13 protein-coding genes are annotated in these 19,872 nt (G+C 41.3%); 4 read left to right on the top strand and 9 right to left on the bottom strand.

Annotated features, from left to right (window positions below; all coding sequences use genetic code 11):
• Positions 1-3: 3 nt before the first annotated feature.
• Together E4635_RS00540 and E4635_RS00535 are read right to left on the bottom strand one after the other, a co-directional pair.
• Entirely contained in the window at positions 4-6,162 is a 6,159-nt protein-coding gene (locus E4635_RS00540) for a PAS domain S-box protein (RefSeq protein ID WP_135524664.1), read from the bottom strand.
• A gap of 110 nt (positions 6,163-6,272) precedes the next feature.
• Positions 6,273-7,502 (bottom strand): glycosyltransferase, encoded by a 1,230-nt coding sequence (locus E4635_RS00535; protein WP_135524663.1) that lies wholly within the window; start codon positions 7,500-7,502, stop codon positions 6,273-6,275.
• Between the two features lie 132 nt (positions 7,503-7,634).
• Between E4635_RS00535 and E4635_RS15650 the strand changes: the two genes are divergently transcribed.
• The gene (locus tag E4635_RS15650; protein WP_169630171.1) at positions 7,635-7,895 is read left to right on the top strand and encodes a hypothetical protein; all 261 of its coding nucleotides are present in this window, start codon (positions 7,635-7,637) and stop codon (positions 7,893-7,895) included.
• A gap of 72 nt (positions 7,896-7,967) precedes the next feature.
• Here E4635_RS15650 and miaE read toward each other — a convergent pair whose 3' ends face one another.
• Positions 7,968-8,549, bottom strand: coding sequence for a tRNA-(ms[2]io[6]A)-hydroxylase (miaE, locus tag E4635_RS00530; RefSeq protein ID WP_135524662.1), 582 nt, complete (start codon positions 8,547-8,549; stop codon positions 7,968-7,970).
• A 196-nt stretch (positions 8,550-8,745) separates the two neighbouring features.
• Here miaE and E4635_RS00525 point away from each other — a divergent pair, with 196 nt between their 5' ends.
• On the top strand, positions 8,746-9,546 hold the full coding sequence (locus E4635_RS00525) for a TIGR00266 family protein (protein WP_135524661.1): 801 nt from the start codon (positions 8,746-8,748) through the stop codon (positions 9,544-9,546).
• Between the two features lie 53 nt (positions 9,547-9,599).
• Here the strand turns inward: E4635_RS00525 and E4635_RS00520 are convergent, their stop codons facing one another.
• From E4635_RS00520 to aroC, 3 genes are read right to left on the bottom strand one after another with little or no spacing between them, the layout of a single operon-like run.
• Entirely contained in the window at positions 9,600-11,255 is a 1,656-nt protein-coding gene (locus E4635_RS00520) for a T9SS type A sorting domain-containing protein (RefSeq protein WP_135524660.1), read from the bottom strand.
• Positions 11,256-11,315: 60 nt separating this feature from the next.
• Complete coding sequence (locus E4635_RS00515; RefSeq protein WP_135524659.1) at positions 11,316-12,584, bottom strand: dicarboxylate/amino acid:cation symporter; 1,269 nt, start codon at positions 12,582-12,584, stop codon at positions 11,316-11,318.
• A gap of 5 nt (positions 12,585-12,589) precedes the next feature.
• Positions 12,590-13,651, bottom strand: coding sequence for a chorismate synthase (gene aroC / locus E4635_RS00510; RefSeq protein WP_135524658.1), 1,062 nt, complete (start codon positions 13,649-13,651; stop codon positions 12,590-12,592).
• A 151-nt stretch (positions 13,652-13,802) separates the two neighbouring features.
• Here aroC and E4635_RS00505 point away from each other — a divergent pair, with 151 nt between their 5' ends.
• Both E4635_RS00505 and E4635_RS00500 read left to right on the top strand, forming a co-directional pair.
• Positions 13,803-14,633, top strand: a complete 831-nt coding sequence (locus E4635_RS00505) for a UDP-2,3-diacylglucosamine diphosphatase (RefSeq protein ID WP_135524657.1) — start codon at positions 13,803-13,805, stop codon at positions 14,631-14,633.
• An 87-nt stretch (positions 14,634-14,720) separates the two neighbouring features.
• A complete protein-coding gene (locus tag E4635_RS00500) occupies positions 14,721-15,209 on the top strand; it encodes a hypothetical protein (RefSeq protein ID WP_135524656.1) in 489 nt (162 codons plus the stop codon).
• Between the two features lie 34 nt (positions 15,210-15,243).
• On the opposite strand, the gene E4635_RS00495 is transcribed toward E4635_RS00500, so the two are convergent.
• The 3 genes from E4635_RS00495 to E4635_RS00485 are packed head-to-tail and all read right to left on the bottom strand — an operon-like array spanning position 15,244 to position 19,871.
• Positions 15,244-15,678 (bottom strand): protease complex subunit PrcB family protein, encoded by a 435-nt coding sequence (locus tag E4635_RS00495; protein WP_135524655.1) that lies wholly within the window; start codon positions 15,676-15,678, stop codon positions 15,244-15,246.
• Positions 15,675-16,805 (bottom strand): N-acetyl-alpha-D-glucosaminyl L-malate synthase BshA, encoded by a 1,131-nt coding sequence (gene bshA / locus E4635_RS00490; protein ID WP_135524654.1) that lies wholly within the window; start codon positions 16,803-16,805, stop codon positions 15,675-15,677. Before bshA ends, E4635_RS00495 begins: the two co-directional genes overlap by 4 nt.
• A 60-nt stretch (positions 16,806-16,865) precedes the next feature.
• The gene (locus tag E4635_RS00485; RefSeq protein WP_135524653.1) at positions 16,866-19,871 is read right to left on the bottom strand and encodes a glycoside hydrolase family 3 N-terminal domain-containing protein; all 3,006 of its coding nucleotides are present in this window, start codon (positions 19,869-19,871) and stop codon (positions 16,866-16,868) included.
• Position 19,872 lies beyond the last annotated feature (1 nt).

Genomic DNA, 19,872 nt, shown 5'->3' with positions numbered 1-19,872 from the left:
GTTTTATTGCAGCCATTTTAACAGCACATTTTCAAATAAATCCCTAATAATGGGTTTTGATATGTAATCATTCATTCCCGATTCCATGCATTTTTCCCTTTCTCCTTTGATGGTTCCTGCCGTTAGGGCAATTATCGGGACGTCGGGATCGAATTTACGGATTTCCTGAGCGGTCTCATAACCGTTAAGAATTGGCATCTGGATGTCCAACAGGATGATGTCCGGATGGGTTGCCTTGCATTGCTCCACTCCTACTTTCCCGTCCTTGGCTTCATAAACTACTGCATTGGGGAAGATTTTTTTGATCAGCGTTTTGGCCAGCAGCATGTTGATCTTATTGTCTTCGATTACTAATATTTTTTTAGGTTGCTGGAAGATTTCGTTTTCTTTGCTTTGCTGGTGTACATCTTCAAAATCAACATCGATCTGGTTGATATCAACGGCTGAAAGTGGTTCTTCTTCCTTAAAGTAAACCAAATCGAGGGTAAAATAAAAAGTACTTCCTTTTCTGACATCACTGGCAAGCTCCAGCCTGCTTTTCATCAGTTTGAGGATATTGCTTGAAATGGCAAGCCCAAGCCCCGTTCCTCCATATTTCCGGGTGGTGGAATTGTCTTCTTGTGAGAAAGGCTCGAAAATTTTCTTCTGGTTTTCTTTTTTGATACCTATTCCGGTGTCTATAACCGAAATTTTGAGTCTTGCATTGGTTTTGGTCAGCGATTCGAGTTCAATATGCAATTCAACTTTTCCTTTATTGGTAAATTTTACCGCGTTTGATAATAAGTTCAGTAAAATCTGTTTGATCCGCAGGGCATCGATTGAAACATATTTAGGAACGTTTTCATCAATAAAAAGGTTTAAGGAAAGGTTCCTTTGTTCCGAATCAAAACGGATAATGTCAATTACCTGGTCTGCTAATTCGTGAAGGTTGGTTTTTTGATAATCGAGATCGAATTTCCCGGTTTCGATTTTGGAGAAATCCAGGATATCGTTTACCACTTCCAGCAAAATACTTGCCGATTGGTTGACCGTTGAGATGTATTCTGCCTGGTTTTCCTCCAGTTTTGTTTCTTTGAGCAGGTTTGAGAAACCAATGATGGCATTCAAAGGAGTCCTGATCTCATGGCTCATATTGGCCAAAAATTCTGATTTTGCTTTACTGGAGGCTTCCGCCAATTCACGGGCTTTGATTTCCGAATCAATGGCTTTTTTCTCCGTGATATCGACCAAAATACCTTCAATATAAGCCACTTTGCCTTCCTTGATGATGGCATCGCCAAATTCTTCCACCCAAATGTACACATCATCTTTCCGTAATAATCGGTACACGACATGGTAGGCTTCTTTTTTAAGGATCGCCGAATTGGTGTAATTGATAAGGTTTTCTTTATCTAGCGGGTGGACCAGGTCTATGAGGGAAACTTTTTTATCAAGGAAATCGGTTTTAGGGTAACCGGTCAGTTTTTCAATCTCATCATTCAAGTACACTTTTGTCCATTTGTCATCGTATTCGGAAAGGAAAACGGTTCCTGGGATATTATTGGCCAACAGCCTGAAACGCTGCTCACTTTCCTGGAGCAAGGTTTCGTTTTCGAGCCTTTCTATGGCAGAAGCGATATTATTGGCGAGGATTTTCAGTACGCCAACCTCATCTTCAGTCCAGTTCCTTCCTTTGGTACAATCATCAAAACCAATAGATCCGTAAAACTGGTTTTTAACGAAAATAGGGAAAATAAGGATCGATAGAATGTCCTGGTCCACCCATCTTTTTTTGATGACCGGGTTTTTGATATCGTCTATGACTGCCTTGAAAAATTTGTTTTCCAGCAATTGCTCCAAAAATACGTCGCAGGCTTCGTAGGTCATATTCTGGAGTTCCTGGTTGTCAATTTGCGGTGTTATATTATCGTTGACCCATTCGTTTTTCTGGCTTAAGGTTTTGGCGGCCGCATTGTGTTCGAAATAATAAATCCTGTCGATCTTGGTCGCTTTTCCAATAATGGAAAACACATCCGAGAACAATTCCTGAATATTGTTGCTTCGCAATAGTTTTTTGGTGGACGTGGCAATGGCCGATAATATTTCAGTTTTGAAAGCCAGGTGCTGTTCCGTTTCAAGGCGTTTCTGGGATTCGATAGTCAAAGAAATCACATCGGAGACCGAACGCGCGAAATTTATGTCGTCATTGTCCCAATTGCGCATTTCCCTTACGGTTTCAAAACACAACAGGGAAACCATTTCCCCACTGGCAATAATAGGGACATCAAGCATTGACCTGATGTTGTTGTTCGGGAAATAATCTTTTGTGAATTCCTGTGTATAATGGTTTTCGTAAACATCCGAAGCAATGATAATCTTATCATTTTCCAGCCCTTCAAAATAAATGGGTTTTTCAGATTTATAGATGGTGAAATTGTTGGTGAATTCATCTTCATCAAGCTTGTACATGCTCACGCAATGGATATTATCTTCCGAATAATTCCAGATGCTGATCCGGCTGATATTGGATCCTTCCGCAGCGGCTTTCAAAATCTGGTTTACAATCGTATGGAAAGAATCGGCATGAGTGTACCGTTTGGTTACCAGCTGGTTAATGGTTTTGTTGTAAGCTTCGTTTTTCGCCTGGCGCAAATTGTGCTCGATCTCAATGTTCTTAAGGATGGTAATATCCCTGGCAATAGCGGCATACCCAATCACTTTGCCTTCGGTATTCCTGGAAAGTGTCACTTTTTGGGAAACCCACAGCTCCTGCCCGTCTTTTTTAAGGATCGGGAATTCTATATAGGGAATGTCTTCGGCTTCCAGCGGCACGCTTCGGTAAAAATCGACAACTTCGTCTATATATTCTTTTTTGATATACGCCGTAAAATGCTTGCCGATGGTTTCTTCCCTGGAATAGCCCAGCAGTTTGACCGTAAAATTGTTGATATAGGTAAATTTCCCTTTAAGGTCCGCTTCGTAAATCATGTCCGATGCGGATTCGATCAGTTTTTTGTATTGGTTCTGGACTTCGACCTGTTCGGTTACATCCTGCCCGATACCCACAAACAGGTCATCGGAATATTTGGAATCTTTCCACTGGATGAATTTGTAGCTTCCGTTTTTGCATTTTAATTTCCGGATATACAAACCTTGATTAATGTCATATTTTTTAGGGCTGAATTCGGAATCTTCGGTTAAATTCCAATAATTAAACCCTTTTACTTCTCCGGGCTCATAACCCAAAATCTGGCTGATGGTCTCACTGCAATACACGATTTCACCTTTTTTATTCACTGCCAATACCAAAGAAGTGCCTTTGTTGATGATATTATCGGCAAAAAGGAATTTGTCGTTTTCATTTAAATTGACAACATAACGGATATGGTTCAGAATGGCGATAATGAAAATGCAATACAGGTAAGCCACCATAATTTCCCTCGAAATCCCATTGGTCGTATACAATATGATCACAAGCCCAAAGGTCATAAACACAAAAAACCAATACATCCGTATGGATTTGAAAATATTATACGACAGGAAAAAAATAATCAGGAAGTCAAAATAAGAAGCGATGCTTTCCGGATAACTTACCATTTTCCTTACTGTTTCAATGGTATAAATCAGAAGGAAAAGCGAAAAAAGGAATTTCAGGTTATTGTATACAAATTTGTATTTCCTGCTCAACAGGTAAACCGAAATAAGTACCAGGCCCGTAATCAGGTTGAATTTTAAGGTATCGGTTTCCCTGACATTTGTTATCTCAATAATAAAATCAATCAGCGGGACTGTGATGCCTAAAAACAGGAAATACAGCCCGAACTGTTCGTTTGTAGATTCATTCTCCGAATAATTCTTGACAAAATCTTTGTTGTATTTTGAGATTTTATTGAAAATGATGGTCAGGATAGCAGCGATAATCCCAAGCGCAGTCAGGATAAACCACCAATACAGGTAAAACGGTTTTTCTATACTGAACGAATAGGCAGCTTCCTCGCTCATTGGAATGCCCAGGTTATTGACCACATGGACCCTGAAGGTGTATTTCCCAAAACTCAAATTGGAGTAATTGATTTCCCTTTGTGCCGTGGGCCTGGACCAGGTTGATTTTTCGATACCTTCCAATTTATACGAATACAAAGCATTCTTGGTAATTTTATTATTGATGGTCAGGTAATTGAATACCAGGTGGTTTTCATTATTTTTAAAGACATGGTTCTCTTCAGGCAGGTTGATCCAGTGGTTGGTGCCATTTTTATTCCAGGAATTGGTTTCGTTAAATAAATTAATGCTGATGATCTGGATTTTAGGGACAACCTTCTCTTCAATCCTGTAATGGGGTATCGATTGGTAAATTCCTTTGATCGTGGCAAAATAAATACTGCCTTCATGATCCATAAACTGCGCCCGCATATTGGTTTCCAAACCGCTGAAACCGTTTTTTGAATTATAATTGATGATATTCAGTATTTTCCCCTGGGCCGTTATTTTGGCCTTGGCCACACCTAAATTCGACCCGATAAGCAAATCTCCTTCTTCATTAGCGATGAGCGTATAAAAAAGAGTCGATAAAAGCCCGGATTTTTCAGTATAATTCCTTCTGATCTTATGCTTTACGATCACGTTCATCCGCCTATCGCCTGCGAACCAGTAATTCCCGAAACTGTCCCGTGTGCCCAGTTCGATATTGGTACCTATGATTTTTTTAGATAAAAAGAACTTGTTTTTTTCTTCTTTAAGCAGGTACAAACCCATATTGGTGCCTATATACCATTTGTTGGGTGCGACCGGAAGGATAACCGAAATGTAATTGCTAAAAAAAGGCAAGTCCTCCTTATTGAATTTCTGGATCAGTTTGTAATTTTTGTCTACGATAAGTAATCCGTTTCCAAATGTGCCGATAAAATACCTTGACTTGTCATCCTGGTAGAGGCTCTTGATATTCAGTTCTCCATTGTCTATGAAAGCCTGCAGGTTAATATTAGCAAGTGTGCTTCCATCAATGATGGCCAGGCCTTTGTCAGAACCGAAAACCACTTTGCCTTCCTTATTTACAATACTGGCCGTAGCCTTTTTGATCGGGAATTTGCGAAGGAGACGAATAGGGTTTTCCTGGTCGAAAAGCAATTGGGCCACTTCCTTTTGCCGGGAAGAAACATATATTTTGTCTTTGTTTATCAGTACCGAAAAAATATCCGACCGGTTCAGGTATTCCACATTCGAATACGAGATAAACTGCTGCGCGCCCGATTTAAACAAACCTGTGCCGTCAGTGGTAACATATAGATTCCTGTTGCCGTCCTGGTAAAAACCGTTTACGTTTTCTCCCGCAAAACCATTGCTTTTGTCAAAATAGGAAAAATACGATCTGGCATTCATGCATATCCCCTGGTCATCATAACTGCTGAACCAGATATTGCCGCTCCTGCCCACAAAAATATTCTTAATGGCATATGGCTTGCCCGTACGGCTTACAATATAATCAGGGCCGGAGAGTTTGTTGTCCTTAAAAGTAAACATCAGGCCTTTATCGGTGCCGATGTAGATCTTGTTGTTATGATCCTTGCAAACCGTTGTCTTTCCGGAAATCTTATCGGTATAAAAGGGAGACAGTTTTGATTTGTCAATTAGTAAAAGGCCGTTTGATGTGCCTAAAAGATACTGTCCAGGGCTTACTTCGATGATGGAATTTACCGGCTCCTGGTTTTGTGCGAAACGCACTATGGTAGTGCTGCGGTAGTTAGAATCGATCCTGATGACCTCATTTTGGGCCACTACGATGATTCCTTGATCGGTTTTTAATACTTTATAAACTAAATCATTCGTAAGTGCTTTGGTCTTACGGCTAAATCTTCTGCTGAAAAACTGGCCGTCATACACATGGACGCCTCCGTAACGGGTCCCGATGATGATATTGTTGTTTATGTCTTCGGTGATATCGGTGATGAATTCCCCTGACAAACCCTTATTCCTGTCAAATACTTCGTAATTGATCCCGTCGTATTTTACCAATCCGCCGCCTTCGGTACCAATCCAAAGGTAATTGCGGCTATCCTGAAAAACAGCATTGATGCTAGATGAAGGCAGGCCGTCATCCTGATTTATACACTGAAAATCATATACCTGCGCTGATAATTGAAAACTAACCGTGGTTAAAAGAAGAAAAAAGTATTTTTTAAACATCAATAAATTTATTAAGAAACCTTTTTCGCTGTGTCATGACGAGTTATTAATAAAATTAGCAAAATTTATGTTATAAAATTATCATTACAATATTTTTTTAAAAAATTCACTTATTTATTCTTTTCCTCAATCCATCGTGACATATATTTTGTGCTCAAAACAGTATGGTGCCACAAAAGCGCTCCTAAAAAATGCTGTTTCCTGTGGGCTGCAATGTCGGATAGGATAAAACGTATCCGGTACTCGAATACTTCTTCAAATGAATGGATGTTGAACCGTTTTTGGAGTGTTTCAAATCCTTTTCCCTGCGATTGGTGCCAAAGCATTTCCTCCTGGTACAATTGGACTGCCTTTGTGGCAAATGCTTCAAAATCATCTGTTACAAACCCGTTCCAAAGGGCAGTTTCCGCAATCCCTTCCGAACCGATAGTGGTCGTTATACTTGGAGTGCCCCATTGCATGGCTTCGAGCAGTTTCCCTTTCAAACCGGCACCAAAGCGCAACGGTGCCAGCAAAACCCTGGATTTACAGATTACTTCTGCGGCAGTGGCGGCTCTTCCGTGCACCAGGAAATGTTCTTTTTCGTTATGGAGCTCCAATGCTTTTTGTGAAGGATAGGCCCCGTAAATATGCAAGGATACTTCAGGTAATTGCTTCCTGATTTGCGGCCATATTTTCTCCTTGAGCTGTTTTACGGCATCCCAATTCGGGGCATGGAGGAAATTGCCTATGAAAACAAAATCTTTTCTTTCCTTACAAAGAGGCAGGCTGCTTTCTTCCAAAGGATCGTAAAACAACGGAAGGTAATGCAACGCGCTTATATCGACCTTAAAGACAGTTGCCAGAACCTGCATCTCAAATTCTGAAATGATCAAGGATAAATCGCACCGCAGGATACTGGCTATTTCCCTTTTGGCCACAGGTTCTGAAAGCAGGTCCGAAAGCTGGAAATCAATGCCTTTCTTTATGGCGTCCTGCCTTGCCAAACGCAGGCAATGCAAATCTTCGGTATCCAGGATTCGTAAGGCATTGGGGCAATTTTCATACACCCGCCAGCCAAACTGTTCTTCGGTGACAAAACGGTCAAATAAAACAATTTCAGGGTTGAGTTTTTGTATGGCGGTATCGAAACTGCCGGAATTCAATTCGATGGAAAGGGAAGAAACTCCCATTGTTTCCAGATCGGAAGAAAAATCGCTTTCCTGCGCTGCGGAAGCAAAAACAATGGTATAGCCTTGTTTGAGGAACAACCCGATAAGCTGTAGCATCCTTGTCCCGGCGGCTGAAGATCCCGGTTCCGGCCAAACCAAGCCTATGATTAAAAGGGTTTTATTTTTCAATACTATTAATTTTTGCGCAAAATACAATTATTAATTAGTTATCAAAAGTGAATCCTGACAGAAAAATAGGTCAAACTGATGTGCGGTAATATGCAGGCTTGATGTTTTAAGCTACAATTGCTTATTCAAACAGTGCGGGCACTAAATCAAACGTTGCAGGTGCTTGTTTTTGCGTTGCAGGTGCTTATTCAAACAGTGCAGGCACTAAATCAAACGTTGCAGGTACTTGTTTTTGCGTTGCAGGTGCTTATTCAAACAGTGCAGGCGCTAAATCAAACGCTGCAGGTGCTTGTTTTTGCGTTGCAGGTGCTTCCTCAAACAGTGCAGGCGCTAAATCAAACGTTGCAGTTGCTAAATTGCACGTTGCAGTTGCTCCATCTGGCAAAGCAGTAGGAAGGGCTGTTTTAGCCGTAAGGCAAAATAAAAAAGAAGATACTTTTGTATGGGTATCTTCTTCTTGCTTTATTATCCGTGGATGGTTTCCTGTGTACCGTATTTGGTGATGATACTGCCTTCGTACTCGATCCATTCTTTCCAGCGCTTGTTGACTTCGGCTTCATTGCCATGTTTCCTGGCCAATGTCAGGAATGTGGTGTAATGCCCTGCTTCACTAATCATAAGATCCCGGTAAAAGGATGCGAGCTCTTCGTCCTTGATATTTTCCGAAAGCACTTTAAAACGCTCACAGCTCCTGGCCTCGATCATGGCTGAAAACAACAGCCTGTCTACCAATGACTGCAAACGGCTTCCGTCTTTTTTGAGGAATTTGAAGAGCTCGTTGACATAATTGTCCTTACGTTCGCGGCCAAGCTGGTATCCTTTGCGTTTGATCAGGTCATGGACCATTTGCAGATGCTCCAGTTCTTCGCGGGCGATGACAAGCAATTCGGTGACTAATTCTTCTATTTCGGAATTATGAGTAATCATGGTAATGGCATTGGTAGCCGCTTTCTGCTCACACCAGGCATGGTCGGTGAGTATCTCTTCGATGTTTGTTTCAACAATATTTACCCATTTCGGGTCTGTTTTCAGTTTTAATCCTAACATTTTGTAAAAAATAAGTATGCAAAATTACATTTTTTAGTTTGGTTTGTACCGGGTTTGCCTGTTTTATTTTTGGGCCGCTAATTCGTACCGGCCCACCGCAAAGAATAAAACCCGAGCGAGAAAAGAAACACTATTTTATCTGTAACATCTTGCTGGCTCCTGTGTCTAATCATTCATAATCAAAAAAAACAAAACCATGCAAGCACACGAAATCGATTACCATATTTATGGGGAAGAAATGCAATATGTTGAAATAGAACTAGACCCGCAGGAAGTGGTCGTGGCCGAAGCCGGAAGTTTTATGATGATGGACAACGGGATTAAGATGGAGACCATTTTCGGGGACGGTTCCAATGAACAGAACGGTGTTTTTGGAAAATTGCTCAATGCCGGGAAAAGGATGCTGACCGGGGAAAGCCTTTTTATGACCGCCTACATGAACCAGGATAACAGCAAACGTAAAGTTTCTTTTGCGTCTCCGTACCCAGGGAAAATAGTACCGATAGACCTGACTCAATACCAGGGAAAATTCATTTGCCAGAAAGATTCTTTCTTGTGCGCAGCCAAAGGGGTTTCGGTCGGGATTGAATTTTCGAAGAAATTAGGCCGCGGGTTGTTTGGCGGTGAAGGTTTTATCATGCAAAAGATTGAAGGAGACGGCATGGCTTTTGTACATTCCGGAGGGACTTTGGCACGCAAGGAACTGCAAGCCGGGGAAATCCTGAAAGTAGATACAGGCTGTATCGTGGGTTTTACGAAAGATGTCGATTATGATATTGAATTCATTGGAGGGATCAAAAATTCCATATTTGGTGGTGAAGGATTGTTTTTTGCTACGCTTCGTGGCCCGGGAATAGTATATGTACAGTCATTGCCTTTCAGTAGGTTGGCCGACAGGATCATTGCTTCTGCCCCGAAAGCCGGAGGAAGCGGCCGTGAAGAAGGTAGCTTGCTCGGAGGTTTAGGAAACCTGCTCGACGGTGACAACAGATTTTAATACAAAAAAGCCAAATCAAATGATTTGGCTTTTTTTATTTATGATACTGACTATTATTCTTTCACGATTTTCTTTGTTCCGGAACCTTCGCTTGTTTTGATATTCATAAAATAAACACCAGCCGTCAAATCAGCAATATTGATTTGCGTTATTGGTGTGTTTTTAGGCGTTAGGGCTTTAACGATCCTTCCGTTTACATCTACAATCTCTACAGAATTGATTTCTATGGCAGCGGTGTTGCTAATGGTAACAAAATCAGTTGCCGGGTTAGGATATACTGCGATTTTTGAGAATAGGAAATCTTTAGTGGATAGCACTTCCGTAACGGTAACATTGTCTATAATCAAGGCATGGGTAGAATTTGCCGTAGGATTCATAGGGGAATTATGCAGGAAACTGAAATAATATGTACCGGTGGAAGGCGGTGTGAAATTATATGTTTTTTGAGCAAAAGCAGTATTGCTTATACCTGTTTCTGTGGCTAATACAGTGGTTTGTGAAGCCGCGGTCTGATCTGTACCTACTGTCAGTTGGTAATTGGCCAAGGCTGTAGTGGCTGCCTGGTAATTCCTTACATAGTACGTTATAGTCGTTGTGGAACCTGCCGTTAGATTGATGCCTCTTGAAAATAATCTTTCATTGGCTGCAGCTGCTGCCGGTGTAATCGCTACCGCTGAACTTTCGCCTTGCTGTACCAAAGCACTTCCAGGCCCGCCATAATTGATGAACCATGCATTGGCAGTGTTATTAGGTACGGCCAACCAGCCTACAAAAGGAAAATCAACATGCTCGAAACTGGTATTATAAGTGGGTGCTGTAGACTGGAAAATAGTATAGAACGGATACGGGCCTTCCCATACGCTTAAGTTACCGCCGCCGCAATCTTTCCTAACATAATACTCGTACGTACTGTTTGGTGCCAAACCGGTTACGTTATAAGGGCTTGTTACACTGTTTACAGTAGTCCCGGTTCCTTGTACAAAGCCATATGGCCCGTACTCCAGGGTAACGGTTCCGCCAGCTGTCACATTAAAAGTAAGGTTAGCTGAATTTAAAGCAGGCGTATTGAATCCTAAAGCTGTTGGCCTGGCGCAGGTTACCTGTTTGCCCAATCTTGTTTCCGGACGGAAATTGGAAGCTGCAATAGTGGCAGGAGCCGCTGTAGCACTGAAAGCACTTTTAAGCCCGTTGGCCAAAGTTGTGGAGCACAACGCTGCATTGGCTGTAGTAGCGATAGGATTGGCTGCATTTTGGTAATCGAAGGCTACATAAAGCGCTCCTCCTGTATAAGTAAAAGGGGATCCTCCTGCGAAGGGAATGTCAAATGTACCGGTAGCGGCTGGAAGCGTAACACTTCCGTTGCTTACAGTTGTCATACCTCCGATGGCAGTTGCCCATGTGGTGCTTTTGGTATTGGTAGCATCGGCAGTATTTTGCAAATAGATGACAATATTCCCAGTTGTGGCAATGTTTTGCGCAGTCGAATAATTAAATCCCAATGAATTGACAACAGAACCGTTTGTAAATCCTGAAGCTGTCATTTCTGCAGCAGTGATCAACCAAATGCTTCTATTGTATTTCGTTGCTCCCTGAGGTGCCCTTCCGTTACCGGAAGTGGAATTGTTATTGGGCAACGCTGTATAGTAATCCGTTTGCGCATTGGCGATAAAACCAACAATTAATACTAAATAAAGTAATGTTTTTTTCATAATTGATGTATGTTTTGATTAAACGATTACATCAAATATAACATTTTATTTATTACATTATTAATCTTTTTCCCATTTCCCTACCACAGAAGTAGCCAAAGCATTCCCCAGTACATTTGTAGCACTTCTGAACATATCGCAGAAATGATCGATAGGCAAAATTAATGCGATTCCTTCCACAGGGATTTTAAACATCCCGCAAGTAGCCGCAACAACAACCAAGCTGGCTCTTGGCACACCCGCAATGCCTTTACTGGTCAGCATTAGTACAAAAAGCATGGTCAATTGGGTAGGCAGGTCCAGGTGTACGTTGTAAACCTGTGCAATAAAAATGCTGGCAAAAGTCATGTACATCATACTTCCGTCAAGGTTAAACGAATAACCCAACGGCAACATAAAAGATACTATTTTGTCTTTGACACCGAATTTTTCGAGTTCTTCGGTCAATTTAGGAAAAACCGCTTCACTGCTGGTTGTGCCGAAAGCAATAACCAAAGGGCTGATGATATGCTTTAGCAATTGGGTCATCCTGCCTTTCAGGAAAATATATCCTGCCAGCAACAACACTACCCATAGGGTTGAAATCCCTACGAAAAACGACCCTAAAAAGTTCTTGTAGGTTTCCAATAATACAACTGCATCTTTAATGGCAAAAACACCTGCAATGGCTCCGAAAACACCCAGGGGTGCAAATTTCATTACATAATTGACCATTTTTAGGATGATGTGCGATAGCTTATCCAAAACATTTACAACCGGTTTGGAATACTCTCCCAAGGAAGCAGTTGCCAATCCGAAGAAAATCGAAAAAATGACGATTTGCAGGATTTCATTGGTGGCCATGGCTTCGAAAATACTTTTAGGGATGATATGCTCCACGAAATTCTGCGCCGAGAAACCCTGTGTCTTATCAGTTACTTCAGCAGCAGTCGACACATCAACATCTGATAGATGCAAACCGGTTCCAGGCTGCAGTACATTTACCCAAAACATTCCGATCAATAGGGAAATGAACGAAGCTGTAAAAAACCAACCCAGTGCTTTTCCGCCAATTCGCCCCACTGATTTTATATCGCCTAATTTCGCTATTCCGACAATTAGTGTGGTGACTACTAATGGTGCGATAATCATTTGAACTAAACGGATGAATATGGTAGCCAGCATTTTAATGTAACCGCTAAATTCTTTTGCCGCTGCTTCAGAATAATTATTATGGATAAACATCCCTAAGGCACCTCCCAATAGCATAGCAATCAGGATTTGTACCGTTAAGTTACTCAGGAATGATTTTTTCTTTGTCGATTCAGCCTCAGGCGAATGTGTATGCATGTGGATTATTTTTGGGTTTTGTTTAATAAGTAAAAATCGGCCAGGACCATGGCAGCCATAGCTTCTACGATAGGAACGGCACGAGGCACGACACAAGGATCATGGCGCCCTTTGCCCTGTTGTTCTATGATTTGGCCTGCATTGGTTAAAACTTCCTGTTTTTGGATAAGTGTTGCTACAGGTTTGAAAGCGACCCTGAAATAAATATCCATTCCATTTGAAATACCTCCCTGAATGCCTCCTGAAAGGTTTGACCTGGTCGTTCCGTCTTCGTTATACTGATCATTATGCTCACTTCCTTTCATTTTGGCTCCACAGAAACCGCTGCCGTATTCGAAGCCTTTTACCGCATTGATGGAAAGCATTGCTTTTCCCAGTTCGGCGTGGAGTTTGTCAAAAACCGGCTCGCCAAGCCCGATAGGGACATTACTGATAACACAGGTAACTGTTCCGCCGACTGTATCGCCTTGTTTTTTGATTTCTTTGATGTATTTTTCCATTTTTTCGGCTGCAGCCAAATCAGGGCAACGCACCGGATTGCTTTCGATTAATGAAAAATCCAGGTCCTGGTACGGTTTGTCAATAAAAATTTCCCCTACGGATGACACAAAAGCATGTATCCTGATATCCGGCAGCACTTGTTTGGCAACAGCTCCCGCCACTACCCTGCTGGCCGTTTCCCGGGCTGAACTCCTTCCGCCGCCGCGGTAATCACGGACGCCGTATTTTTTTTCGTATACGTAATCGGCGTGGCTCGGCCGGTAACTGTCTTTTATATGGGAATAATCATCAGACTTCTGATTGGTGTTCGGGATCATGAAACCTATGGGCGTACCCGTTGTTTTCCCTTCAAAAATACCGGATAAGAACCGGACTTCATCTTCTTCCTTCCGTTGTGTGACTATGGAAGACTGACCAGGTTTGCGGCGCTGCATTTCTGCCTGGATTGCCTCGAGGTCTAAAGCGATTCCTGCCGGGCATCCATCAATAATGCCTCCTAAAGCTTCCCCGTGGGATTCGCCGAAAGTGGTGACTTTAAAAAGGGTTCCGTAGCTGTTTCCTGCCATTTTTATTTGTTTGAAACAAATGTACTGTTTTAGTTTAAAGTTTAAAAGTTTAGCTCTTCAAAAGTACCGGAAATAATATTTTTCTTAACATTCGATTTAAGTTCAATTAATAATATGGCGCTTAATTTGCAAAACTTCAAATCAATAACCATTGAAAAAAAGAAAAGTAGAAGTAGTTGTGATTTCCGATGCCCACCTCGGCACTTATGGATGCCATGCAAAGGAATTAGCAAATTACCTGGCTTCGATCAAACCAAAAACGCTTATTTTAAATGGAGATATTATCGATATCTGGCAATTTAGAAAGTCATATTTCCCAAAAGAACACTTAAAAGTCATCAAGCAAATCATCAATTGTGCCTCAAAAGGGACCAAAGTGCATTACCTGACGGGAAACCACGATGAATTCCTCCGCAAATTCAGTGATACGTTTGTAGGGAATTTTTCGCTGCAGGACAAGCTTTTGCTGGAGCTGGACGGAAAAAAAGCCTGGGTTTTCCATGGAGATGTTTTTGATGCCTCGGTACAACATTCCAAATGGATCGCAAAACTGGGCGGATTGGGCTATGATTACCTTATTTTACTGAACAGGTTTATCAACTGGTGCCTGAACAAATTGGGGAAAGAACCGTATTCCTTTTCCAAAAAAATAAAATCAAGCGTCAAAAAAGCGGTTAAATTTATTGGTGATTTTGAAATTACCGCTACGGACCTGGCCATTGAAAAAAAATACGATTATGTAATTTGCGGTCATATCCACGAGCCAAAAATCAAGGAAGTGGAGAATAAATTTGGGAAAACACTGTATTTAAACTCCGGTGACTGGGTTGAAAACCTGACGGCTTTGGAATACAACAACAAGCGGTGGAAATTGTATAGGTACTCAAACAATCCTATACAAACGATTGAAAATGAGGAAAATGACAATTTTGACATGGAGAATTTATTGACCCAGGTATACTTTAATTCTGCGCGAAAATGATATTAATAATTTTTTTTTTGTTAAATTAGTATACTAAATGGCGCCAAAAAAGCGTTTTTATTACTTAGTTTAAACAAATTAAAACTTATGAAAAATTTATTTTTATCTGCATTTATGCTACTAGGTTTAGCGTTTGCAGGACAAGCACAAGATATTTCAAAGAATGCCTTAGGTTTGCGTTTAGGAGATAACGATGGTTTTGGTGGGGAAATCTCATACCAAAGAGGCCTGTCTTCTAAAAACCGCTTGGAATTCGATTTAGGATGGAGAAACAGCAACCATGTGGACGCCATAAAACTGGCCGGTTTATACCAATGGGTTTGGAACATAGATAACGGATTTAATTGGTACGCCGGTGTTGGTGGCGGTATCGGAAGCTGGAATTACGACTACAATAATTATGAAGACAATGGGACTTTCCTTTTTGCGGCAGGAGATATCGGTATCGAATATAATTTTGACGTTCCTATCCAGTTATCTCTAGATTTCAGGCCGGAGCTTTATTTCAATTCCGATGATTTCAGGGATGATAATTTTGGCCCGGATATCGCTTTGGGGATCCGATACAGATTCTAAAAACAAAAAACACCTTTTAAAAAGGTGTTTTTTTTTATTTAATAATGATCTCTTTCTTCGAATTGACCTTCACCACACAAACCGGATTTGTCAGTGCTGTGGTTACCATATCGCCAGGCCCAGGGGAAACCTCTTTTATGGTCAAAACTATCGTATTGCCCTCATCGAGGATTTTCTCCGGATAAACATCATATCCTCCGGTATTTTTCTGCCCCATATTAAGGACCACAACATTTGAATCTTTAAAATCAATTGCCGGGACCTGGTCTTCCTTCATTTGGGAAAAAAGAACTTTCAGGTCTTCATTGTTATCAATCACATAATATTTTTTTTGCGGCAGGCCGTTGTAGGTGCTTTTGTAAATGACTTCAAAGGCATTGGGCGATTTTTTGGTTTCGGATGTGTTCGATGCACCACTACCACAAGCCATTACACCTAAAAACAAAAGATAATATCCTATTTTTTTCATATTGATTCCTGAATTGCTTTCGTATATAAACCTTCATATAAAGGGACTATTTTTTCGATGGAAAACTGTTTTGCCGTGTTCAGGGCATTTTCCTTGAATTGTTGCAGGGTTGTGTCGTCTTTTAGGATTGCCAGGGCATTTTCTGCCATATCATCCACATCGCCAACATCGCTTAAATAACCTGAAACCCCGTGGATGTTCACTTCCGGCAAACCTCCCGAATTACTGGAAATAACAGGGACATGGCATGCCATTGCTTCCAAGGCCGCCAATCCGAAGCTTTCGGTTTCCGAAGGCAATAAAAACAAATCAGAATAGCTCAATATCTGGTTGATTTCGTGGCTGTTGCCAAAGAATATCACCTTATCACTGATGCCCAGTTCCTGGCACAGTTTTTCAGCTTCTTCTTTTTCCGGGCCATCTCCTACCATCATTAATTTGGCAGGGATTTTCTGTTGGATTTTATAAAAAACCTTCACCACATCCGGGATGTTTTTCACCTTCCTGAAATTACTGATATGGGTCACAATGCGTTCTTCCTGCCTTGCCATTACAGATCTTTTGCAATGGATGTTTTCCGTTATCTTATTATCCAATTCAATAAAATTAGGGATAACAACGATCTCGTTTTTGATATCAAAAAGCCTTAGGGTGTCGTCTTTCAGGCTTTGCGACACTGAAGTTACCACATCCGATTTGTTGATGCTGAAAGTTACTGCCGGTTTGTAAAACGGGTGGTTCCCTACCAAAGTGATATCCGTTCCGTGCAAGGTCGTGACCATTGGGATTGTAATACCTTCGTCCTTCAACATTTGCTTGGCCATATAACCGGCATAGGCATGCGGAATGGCGTAATGCACATGCAGCACATCAATCTTGTATAATTTGACCATATCGACAAGCTTGCTCGAAAGAGCCAGTTCATACGGTTGGTAATGGAACAATGGATATTCGGGAACGTTCACTTCATGGTAATGCACATTTGGGTTTAAAAGTGCCAGCCTAACCGGTTGCCTGTATGTGATAAAATGGATTTCGTGTCCGCGGTGGGCTAATTCCAAACCTAATTCAGTAGCGACAACGCCACTTCCCCCAAAAGTCGGGTAACAAACTATTGCTATTTTCATGTTACGAATTTACTTAAAACCACAAAATTTAATAGGTGATTTTAGACAAAATTAACGTTATTATTTTTCAATAATCGCGGCTTGGATAATCTGCTGGATGTCTTCCCTGATGTTTTCTTTTGAAAGCCTGTTTGATGCATTGGAATCCGGGAAAGTCCTGTTGGAAAGGAAAACATACACTATTTCGGTTTCAGGATCGGCCCAGGCAATGGTACCGGTAAAACCTGTATGCCCGAAGCTTGATTTTGAAACACATCCGCAGGTAGGGCCTTCTTTTTCGAGTTGCGGTTTGTCAAAACCAAGGCCTCTCCTGTTTCCTTCGGCACAGAAATAACAGGTATTGAAGTCATTGAATGTCTTTTCTGAAAAAAAGCGGATGCCGCCATAACTTCCCTTTTGAAGGTACATCTGCATCATTTTGGCCACATCGGCCGCATTGGAGAAAATTCCGGCATGGCCTCCCACTCCGCCCTGCATCGCAGCAGCCATATCGTGCACATTCCCCTGCAGTACCTGATGACGGAAATAGGTGTCGTTTTCGGTAGGCGGGATCATGTCCATATCGAATTTATGCAACGGATTATAAAGCGTATTATTCATCCCTAATTTTGAAAAGAATTGCTCTTCCGAAATAGCATCCAATGTTTTGTGACGTGTTTTCTCCAGGTATTCCTTCAATAAAATAAACGTGAAATCACTGTATTTGTATTCTTTTTTGTCTAATAACTTACTGGCAAGGATGGTTTTGATGATGCTATCGTTAAAATCATTCCTGATGTAAAGATTTTCAGTAACTTCAGCTTCAAAACCTTTACCGGCGGTAAATTTATAATACTTTTTCAACGGATGCTGTTTGCCATCCAGAGTCGTTTTATAAAAAGGGATCCAGGCCTGCAGGCGGGCATAATGGGACAGGAAATCCTTCAGCCTTATAGAGTCCTTGTCGGTACCTTTTGCCTGAGGGACCATATCGCCTAAAAGCGTATCCAAATGTAATTTCTGTGTATCATAGTCCTGCATCACATTTGGCAAAGTCGAAATGATCTTGGTTAGGGAAGCAATGTCGTAAATATCCGAATTTTTGACTTTTGTCTCGTTTTTATAGGTGTGGAAACCAAATGATTTCTGGTAGATGATCTTTCCTTTGCGAGCCACAAGGATTTGCGCGCCGGGAGTCATTTTGCCGTCAATGGCTTTTTGGGCAATCGCTTCAATTTTAGCTAATCCTTCGGTACTCATCCCCACATTTTCAGGAGCCGTAAATCCTAATCGGTCCAATTTTTGGGTAGCGAGCCCATCGCCTACCTTAAAGAACGTGCCAATGGAAACCGGTAATTTTCCTTTGGCTTCAATAGCTCCAAAAATCAATTCTGCGGAAACCTGCTGTGCAATATCGCCATTTTGATAGGTTACAATAACCGATTTGATGCTGTCGAAAGATTTGATTGGCAGCAATGTGTATGGTTTGGCAAAAACATCGAGGATTACATTATTATTGGCAGCTAATTTTTGCAGCCAGTCTAATTCCTTCTCGGTAAATTCATGCTTTTTCCAGGCTTTATCCGATTTGTGAAATCCTACGATAACAGTATTGTAGTGCTTCAGGTCGAGATTCAGGCTGTCGATATCCTGATTGGCAACTTCAGTGACATCAGTATATTTTTTCAATGTTGTCAAAAAAGTGCTTCCGCTGTCATCGCCTAATTTTACATAAGCAATTTTAGATTGTGCCAAATCTTTTACCGGCAAAATCTCGTTTTCATTTTTGATAACCGTAATCGCATTTTCATACAATTTATATTGAAGCGCATCGTTTAAAGGCCTGTTAAGGTCATTGTATAAAGAAGTCGTCTCAATTGGTTTGTAATGGTTTAGCCCTGCTTTGTATTTGTATCTTAAGATCTTTTTGACCGAAGCATCCAATCTTTCGTCGGTAAGCAACGTGTCGGTATAGGCCTGTTTGAATTTCTGGATGGCCGTTGGAACATCCTCGGCAAAAAGCAAAATATCGTTTCCGGCAAGGAAAGCTTCCAGGTCTATTTCCCCGGGCTTTTTAAAATTACTCGCACCTTTCATATTCAGCGCATCGGTAAAAACCAGACCCTGGAAACCCAATTGTTTTTTCAGGATATTGGTCACTACATTATAAGAAATCGAAGAAGGATAATTAGGCCGTGATTCTAAGCTGGGAACATTCAAATGGGCCACCATGACAGAAGCCAGGCCCAGGTCAAACATTTTTTTGTAAGGATAAAACTCAACATCCTCCAAGCGTTCTTTGGAGAAATTAACCATTGGCAAGGTATGGTGCGAATCGGTTTCGGTATCGCCATGCCCTGGGAAATGTTTCCCGGTAGAAAATACGCCCTGGTTTTGGAAACCTTTCATTAAAGCAACAGCTCTTTTAGTGACTTCGTCCTTGTCTTCACCAAAAGAACGGTTCCCGATAATAGGGTTGTTAGGATTGGTATTGATATCGATTACGGGCGCAAAATTGAACTGGATGCCCATTCTTTTGGCTTCCTTTCCCATTTGGCTCCCCAATTCTTCAATAAGTTTCATATCCTGGACAGCTCCCAATGTCATGTTCCAAGGGTACCTGTAAGTGGAATCCAAACGCATGCTCAATCCCCATTCGGCATCATTCCCGATAAAAAGAGGTATTTTGGATTCGGCTTGGAAACGATTGGTCAGTTTTGCCTGGCGCACCGGGCCTCCCTGGAAAAAAATCAGTCCGCCTACTTTATACTCTTTGACCAATTTATCCAAAGCATTGAAGTGCACGGTGTCTTTATTGGAATACGCCGCGACCATAAACAACTGGCCCAATTTTTCTTCAAAAGTCATCGAGGCATAAATACTGTCTACCCATATTTTCTCCGCAGGAGTGTCTTCAAATAAATTAAACCCGGCTTTTGACTGATTAAGGAACTTTATTTTTGAGGAATTATCAACAGTTTTGGCTGCTTTATCATTTTTTGCCGCATTGTTTTTGCTTACGGAACAATTGACCATAAACAGGGAAAGGGCAGAAAACAGCAAAAACTTAAAAACAAGGTTTTTCATT

Origin of the sequence: Flavobacterium humi, from assembly GCF_004745595.1 — a bacterium.
Taxonomy (GTDB): domain Bacteria; phylum Bacteroidota; class Bacteroidia; order Flavobacteriales; family Flavobacteriaceae; genus Flavobacterium; species Flavobacterium humi.
This window is presented reverse-complemented; position numbering and strand designations above follow the sequence as displayed.